General features: G+C 37.9%; 6 protein-coding genes. All 6 read right to left on the minus strand.

Translation table 11 applies throughout. From position 1 onward, the window contains the following. Positions 1-233: 233 nt before the first annotated feature. The 6 genes from D0T85_RS20360 to mnmE all read right to left on the minus strand — a co-directional run bounded on the left by D0T85_RS20360 (position 234) and on the right by mnmE (position 6,536). Positions 234-1,310: an AAA family ATPase gene (locus tag D0T85_RS20360; RefSeq protein WP_163215355.1), complete on the minus strand. Its 1,077-nt coding sequence runs from the start codon at positions 1,308-1,310 to the stop codon at positions 234-236. Positions 1,311-1,315: 5 nt separating this feature from the next. Then, entirely contained in the window at positions 1,316-1,693 is a 378-nt protein-coding gene (locus D0T85_RS20365; protein WP_163215360.1) for a helix-turn-helix domain-containing protein, read from the minus strand. A 91-nt stretch (positions 1,694-1,784) separates the two neighbouring features. Next, positions 1,785-2,606 (minus strand): hypothetical protein, encoded by an 822-nt coding sequence (locus D0T85_RS20370; protein WP_163215356.1) that lies wholly within the window; start codon positions 2,604-2,606, stop codon positions 1,785-1,787. A 169-nt stretch (positions 2,607-2,775) separates the two neighbouring features. Then, the gene (locus D0T85_RS20375; RefSeq protein ID WP_163215357.1) at positions 2,776-3,891 is read right to left on the minus strand and encodes a tyrosine-type recombinase/integrase; all 1,116 of its coding nucleotides are present in this window, start codon (positions 3,889-3,891) and stop codon (positions 2,776-2,778) included. A 121-nt stretch (positions 3,892-4,012) separates the two neighbouring features. Next, on the minus strand, positions 4,013-4,885 hold the full coding sequence (locus D0T85_RS20380; protein WP_163215358.1) for a helix-turn-helix domain-containing protein: 873 nt from the start codon (positions 4,883-4,885) through the stop codon (positions 4,013-4,015). 253 nt (positions 4,886-5,138) lie between these two features. Further along, the gene (gene mnmE, locus D0T85_RS20385; protein WP_163215359.1) at positions 5,139-6,536 is read right to left on the minus strand and encodes a tRNA uridine-5-carboxymethylaminomethyl(34) synthesis GTPase MnmE; all 1,398 of its coding nucleotides are present in this window, start codon (positions 6,534-6,536) and stop codon (positions 5,139-5,141) included. Positions 6,537-7,067: the final 531 nt, after the last annotated feature.

Below are 7,067 nucleotides of genomic sequence, written 5' to 3' on the forward strand. Positions count from 1 at the left end.
AACATATTGAGGCTTGCCCAATATCACACTGATTTATCAGTGGGGTAGCCTAATACCCCATTTGCAAAATTTGCAATGGGAAAAGGCACTAAAGTGGCAGCAAGCTGCGTGTATAGTTGACTTGAAAAGTGTATGGATGGAGCTCTCAAATTGGGAACTCCATCCATATTTAAAGATAGTGCTTTAGTTAATCTTAATATATAGGCACAGAGAATAAAGTAAAGTGTTTGGGCTTAGTAATGCCTCTTCGGGTTGAGCGAATACTTCTTACCATTTTCTTGCAGAATTATTCGCTTATTCCTGAGGAATGTGATAACCTTGGTGACTTTATTGCGCCCAATCGGATAGTCTACGTCATTGTATGCTTCAACCAATGCCTCTTGCAATTCTTCATAGCCATAAACTTCCTTCTTCGCAAATACAGATATTAAAGCCATCTCATGCTGCTCTATCCTAATTTCCTTATATGGATCGAATGGGTCTTTGGATGGGCGACCTACTTTCGTTTTCTCCACTACATAATTCTCTACAATTTCAGGTAATGCCTGTTCGTTGATACGAAAAGCAAACGGTTTGAAATCCATTGCTCGAATGTGAACGGCTTCGACTTTACTGATGTTTGAGTCTGCCTTATCCTTTTCAACTTGGAGAATGGTCTCCGCTTTGTTGCTTAGTTCTGTGCCGATATGTCCTCTTGCATTCTCATCCCCTTTATTCTGATGGAGGATGGTATGAAGGTGAATTTGTTTCTCATCAGTCCATTGCATAAGTTTGGAAATGATATAGGTCGATTCACTAGGGCTATTAATGTCGTAAACCAAATCTCTAATGCCGTCAATGACAACTAATCCTACATTGTTTGTTTTATAAATTGCTTCGTCAATGATGGCTATTCTTTCTTCTGGTGTGTTTTTGCGTAATGCCAGAAATTGCAAATAAGGATAGTTGTCTTCTGTAGAAAGTCCTGCCAATCGAAGTATTCGCTTCATTACTTTTAAACAATGATAGGAACTTTGTTCTGTATCTATATAGATGACATTCGACTTGTCGGCAGGAAACGAGGCTGAATAATTCAATGCCATACCGTTTTTTAAGGCGGCAGCTACAATTGCAGATACATTGAATGTTTTTTTGCTTTTAGCTTTACCAATAGATGCGCTGAAATTACCTAATGTGCCGATTACTATATCGTCTATTTTTAATACTTCCGGAGCCTTCTCATAATTACTGGTAATGCTAAGAATTGACTGTTGCCATAGTTTCCAGACATCTTCTTGTTTCATTGGCTTTCTTTCCCTTCCGTATTCCATATACTTCAATAGTTTGTAGCGTTAGGTTTTCGTTTGTGAGAAGCCAAGATTGCAGCATTCATCTCTTCGGCAGAGAGTGCAGGAGCATTTTTTCTGCCGGTTTCCAACCATTGATCCAGTTCGTCTTTGTAAAGGTAGTAACGTTTACCCTGCTTAACGGCTGGTATTTCACCATTACCTACTTTGAAGTAAAAAGTTGATTTTGGCATCTTTAGATACTCGCGAGCTTCTTCTGAAGTCATTGGAGTGTGGCGATTTTCATACATAGGAACAGACCGATTTGTTACTTGTTTTAACAGCGTCTCTTCTAAACTCTCAACCTTGTTGCAGAGTTCCTTTACAACCATTGGAAGGTCGTTGAATGTTAATTCGTTCTTCATTATAATTTATTTTTGTAAACGCTGTAAAGGAATTCAATGACCTTATGCTGATATACAAAGATTAGAATAAGCATGGAATCATTTCCAAATAAGTTTAGGTTACCTCCATTGGAGGATTGTCAGAAGATATACCTAATGGGTTGACAAGCCCTATTGCTTCCCAATGAAAGTCATAGCTTCCTTTATCGGGTTTGTCTATTTTTATAATGGATGAGACTTCATCCGAAAGATTGCGGATGATAGTAGGCAGTTCGCAGTTCATAAATTCCTTTGGAAAACATTGTTTGATGAATTTGGCTTGTGTCATTCGTTCATAGCCCAATCTCTTACCGATGTTCCATGCGAAGTGGCGAAGGTCGGCCGTGCTAAGAGAACCATCCGTCTCAATAGGAATAAAATTGGCTTCGGGTGATGTAGCAAACAGATTGACATTTTTCAGAATGATTTCTAAATGACTTTTTTTCATGTGGTTGGTCAGGACTGCATTGGTATATTCCACAAGAATTAGTGTTCTTCTCTGTTTATCCAATTTAGCTTTTTGTTGTTTTTCGCTTTCTATCAAGACTGATTTATGCAGACAAGTGCTGACAATTCTATCGATAGGGGAGTTTGTGTCAGAGATAAGGTTTCTGTTTTTCTGTATTTTAATGTCTTGAAGAGTCGATGGCACATTGTCTGTTGAAAGGGGAAGAAGAGTGGGGCTTGCTTTCGAAAAGAAAACATCTGAAAATGTTGTTTGTAGCAGCCAGTAAATGGTTAACAATAAAAAAAGTACAATAAGAAAGACACCAGATTCAATTAGCCAATGGTGATTGAAATCGGTGCCAATTTTATAAGATGCTAATAAAGCGATACTCCCAAAAGCAATGCCTGGCATAAGCCAAAATAGTGTAAATTCTGTTGCCTTGATAGTCATAACTGTAAGTAATTGGATTTAAAATAGTCAGACAAAATTATCTGCATAGTTCCAATTAATACTTATTACTTCTCAATAACAACAGAATCTTTACACTAATTAAATGGTTTCCATCTAAATCATACCCATAATCATACTCAGGATATCTGTCTTGATTTGTTTGTGCCTATTACTCTTCTTGTCGTTTAAGCGTGATCTTCGAAGAGGCTTTACGCTTGTTAGCATCAACGGTTTTTGTATAGAGTTGCGTGGTAGAAATGCTTCTGTGCGTCATAATACTAGCTATGGTGATAATATCCGTTCCGGCTGCTGCTTGCAAAGTTGCAAAGGTTCTACGGTAGCTGTGGAATGTGATGTTTTTAGTTATTCCAGCAGACTTTATCCATTTCTTCATTGGTGCTTGTGTCATGCTACGTTTGAGTCCTTTAAATATAATTCCCTCGCCAGTATTACCTATAAGTTCCAATGCTTCTTTGCTGATAGGGATAGTATCAATGGATTTCGTTTTCTGCGTGATAATCTTTACATACTTGCCCCCATCGTAATAGTCCTGAATGTTTTCCCATCGTAAAGCCAAAATATCACTGATACGCAAGCTGGTAAGACACGCAAATAGCGAAGCTGTTTTCAAAACGGGTATATCGCATGGCGTTTCTGCTAATTTGCACAGTTCTTGTTGGGTAAGGAAATCTTTGTCAACATCTTCCGTTTCGATTTTATCCAAGAAGTCGTTAACATTGTTACGTATCAGTTTGGCGCGATACAGATCTTGGAGGAATCCCCGGAATGTGGACCAATAACCGGCAGCAGAATTTTGAGAGATGGTGTCTTTTTTGCTCTTTAGCTTTTTGGCTGTTAGTAAGTATTCTCTAAATCTGTTACAAAGGTCGATGTCTATTTCCTCAAAGATACATTTACCTCCTACAAAATTGCTGAAGTGGATATAGACGAATTTCCATTTCTGGTCATGCTTGCGTAGCTGACGGCGATAATATTCTAAAAAGTCACCTTTAAGCTTACTCTTGTCGAGGAAGTCATATCGTTCGTTAACTATTGCATCGAACCGGCGGCAACGAATAGCTTCTGCCTTTTCGGTCATTTGCTCGTTAAATTCACGTTCCCTTCGGTTTTTGGGTTTCTCATAGATGTAGATGCCTAAAGACTCATGACGGATTACTTTCATTGTTTCTTTGTCTCTATAACCTGGATAATAGTCCAGATAGAAAGATAATTGCCCATGTTTGATGGGGCGAGTTCTAAGTGTTACAGTTTTACATTCGAACATAGTTTCTTGTTTTTTATAATTAATACTTGATTGTTGCTGTAAAGGTCTTGAATGATGTTTTGCTGAGAATTTTCATTTGGGAATAAGTTCTATATCATTTAAAGAGATATTATTATCCTTTCTAAATTCTCATTACCTTATCAAATTCAATTTTGAGGAACTTCACGAACCTGCCGGCTTTTATTCTTTCAATATTGTGAAACCGCAGGACTCCATAAACGGCATCCCTTGTTAAATGGAATTCTGCCATAGCTTCTTGTACGGTATAGTAATACTCCTCTTTACATAGACTTTCTGATTTTGATAGGTCGAAATGGTATTTAGAATAAAATATCTTTCCATGTTCTTTTTTGGAGGGGATATTGTTCCGGTAAACTTGACTTCGGATAGCACTGCGAGTCATATTGTATTTCTCTACTATGTCTTCGGGCGTATACCATTCGGATAACTCTGTATCAACTTCATATTTGGCAAAAGCAGCATCAATATGTTTTCTACTATAATAATTGAACTTTCGAATACGTGTTTTGGGAATTTGGTTTTGTCGGGTAAAAGTCCATACCCATTTGGCATTGACTTTATACTTTTCTGCAATCTCTTCGGCGGTGTAATACTCTGCTATATTTATCTCTTCTTTGGGTATAATACGCTCGTATGGTTTGGATTTTAGCATCAGTTCGATGTCTGCCCTACGAATGAAAGACATCCTTTCACTCAATCTGGATGCACGTAGTTTGCCTTGCTTTACCAACTTATAGATATACTGTCGGCTTGTACCCATCAGGCTTGCCACTTTGGAAAAGGTCAAGTAATCCTGACCCTCCAAAGCAACAATAGGACGTAAGAGTTCCTGACTGTTTTTTAGTTCGTCTCTTTTCTCACGTACACGTTGTTTATAACTACGCTGTGCGCATTGAAGACCACAATATTTCGTTGTCGTCTTTTGGGCAATAAATACCTTACCACACCATTGACAAGTTCGCTTTACTTCCATACCATTATTTGTTTTAATTTCGCCTACTTTCTGTCACCATACGTAAACCATTGTCAACACATGTCAACTAATGCCTCAGTGTGACATCGGGCTTCACCGCAAAATTGTTTCGCGGTAGAAATACGGTACGAAAATAGGGTGAAAAACGGGTACTAACAAAAAGTGATGGATAAGTGTTAAAACGAAGAAAGTCCCTCAAAATGAGAGACTTATTGCTGGTTGATTACCGTTGTTTACAGTTAATTCTAAGGCGTTATTTTCCGATACAAAAACTCTCAAATATATTCCGCAAAACCGAATCATTAGTAACTTCCCCTATAATATCAGACAAGTAATGAGTGCATTCTCTGATATCCTGACTCAAAAAGTCTCCTGATATATTCATTTCCAATCCTTGTTGTACCCTTTGTATGGCTTCTAGCGCTTTAACTAAAGCCTCATAATGACGTACATTTGTAACAATCACATCGTTTTGACTTACTGTTGGTAAGTGGGCAGCCTCGATTAGCTCATCCTGTAGCTCATTGGTATGTAGTTTGGCTTTTGCCGAAATAAATATATAATGACTGTTTTCTGGCAGAACAGGAGTAATAACAGAAACAATGTGTTCCTTTTCTGCTGGGGTGATAAGATCTGATTTATTGATAACAAAAATAAGTTGCTTACCTGCTGCTAAGGGCAATATTCTATTCCATAATGTGCTGATTTGCCCGGTGGCGTCCTTGCTGTCAATAACCCAGAGAATAATCTCTGCTTGTTTTATTGTCTTGAAAGTACGTTCAATACCCAGGTTTTCAATAGTATCTGTAGTATCGCGAATACCTGCTGTATCAATAAAACGAAATGTAACACCATTAATAATGATGGTGTCTTCAATTACATCGCGGGTAGTACCATGAATGTCGCTTACAATGGCTTTATCTTCATTTAACAGCACATTTAGTAAGGTCGATTTTCCAGCATTGGTTTCACCAATGATAGCAACTGGCACTCCATTTTTTATAGCATTACCTACACTAAATGAGCTAACTAGTCTGGAAATAACAGTTTCTATATTTGTGGCTAACTGCCGCAAATCGTCGCGATTGGCAAACTCTACGTCTTCTTCGCTGAAATCCAACTCAAGCTCAATCATAGAAGTGAAATTCAACAACTGGCCACGTAGCTGTGCCAACTCCTGACTGAATCCTCCACGCATCTGACTCATTGCCAACCGATGAGTAGCTGCCGAGGACGAAGCTATCAAATCAGCAACAGCCTCTGCCTGACTAAGATCCATCTTGCTATTCATAAATGCACGTTGCGTAAACTCGCCTGGTTGTGCTGTGCGGCAACCACCTTTAATTAAAAGTTGCATTACCTGTTGTAATATATAAGAAGAACCATGACAGGTAATTTCTACAGTGTCTTCACCAGTGTAAGAATGAGGGGTGCGGAATAAACTAACCAATACCTCATCTATTACTTCTTTTTTGTTATAGATATGCCCGAAGGTAAGGGTAGAAGCTTGTTGAGTACATAATGTAGTGTCCTTTTTGGCAGGAACAAATATCTTGTCTGCTATTTCAATAGCATTGTTTCCGGAAATGCGAATGATTCCTAATGCACCTCCTTGTGCTGTAGCAATGGCGCAAATTGTATCTTGATTCATTTTTGATTGAATTATTGTGCAAAGATAACACCAACTAACCGATTTTACCCAAGGAAAAAGCTCAGTATTTCTGTGTCTCTGCGTTTTTGCTCTTTTATATATTATTAACCCTTGGTTTTCCTGTAACCATTCACTGCAAATATTTTTTCTGATCTATCAGCCTGCTTCTCTGTAGTTCTCCTCAGAAAAGTCTGTAGTTCTCTTTGGAAAACTCTGTAGCTTTCCATGGAAAAGTCTGTAGTTTGCCAAAGAAAACTCTGTAGTTTTACAAAAACAAAATACGGGAATGAGAGTAATTTCAAACTACCAACATTCCCGTATTATATCTGCTATCTTATGCTATGCCGAAGATACAAAAAACCAATGACATATGCAAATATGTATTAACATCTAAAAACATTGAACACATGATATAAAACACAAGTTATTTACAACCTCTGTGCCTCGTATATTTGCATCATTAATGATCCGTTATTTCTCCGAGTGTTGTATATTCGTAGTTAATACGGAAAAGAATAGTCTCTCAATTGT

Origin of the sequence: Bacteroides sp. 519, assembly GCF_010500955.1 — a bacterium.
In the GTDB taxonomy this organism is placed as follows: domain Bacteria; phylum Bacteroidota; class Bacteroidia; order Bacteroidales; family Bacteroidaceae; genus Bacteroides.

Bases quoted from the DNA above. Each gene is read 5' to 3' on its own strand.
- D0T85_RS20375 (WP_163215357.1), bottom strand. From the start codon at position 3,891: ATGTTCGAATGTAAAACTGTAACACTTAGAACTCGCCCCATCAAACAT.
- mnmE (WP_163215359.1), bottom strand. From the start codon at position 6,536: ATGAATCAAGATACAATTTGCGCCATTGCTACAGCACAAGGAGGTGCA.
- D0T85_RS20370 (WP_163215356.1), bottom strand. From the start codon at position 2,606: ATGACTATCAAGGCAACAGAATTTACACTATTTTGGCTTATGCCAGGC.
- D0T85_RS20360 (WP_163215355.1), bottom strand. From the start codon at position 1,310: ATGGAATACGGAAGGGAAAGAAAGCCAATGAAACAAGAAGATGTCTGG.
- D0T85_RS20380 (WP_163215358.1), bottom strand. From the start codon at position 4,885: ATGGAAGTAAAGCGAACTTGTCAATGGTGTGGTAAGGTATTTATTGCC.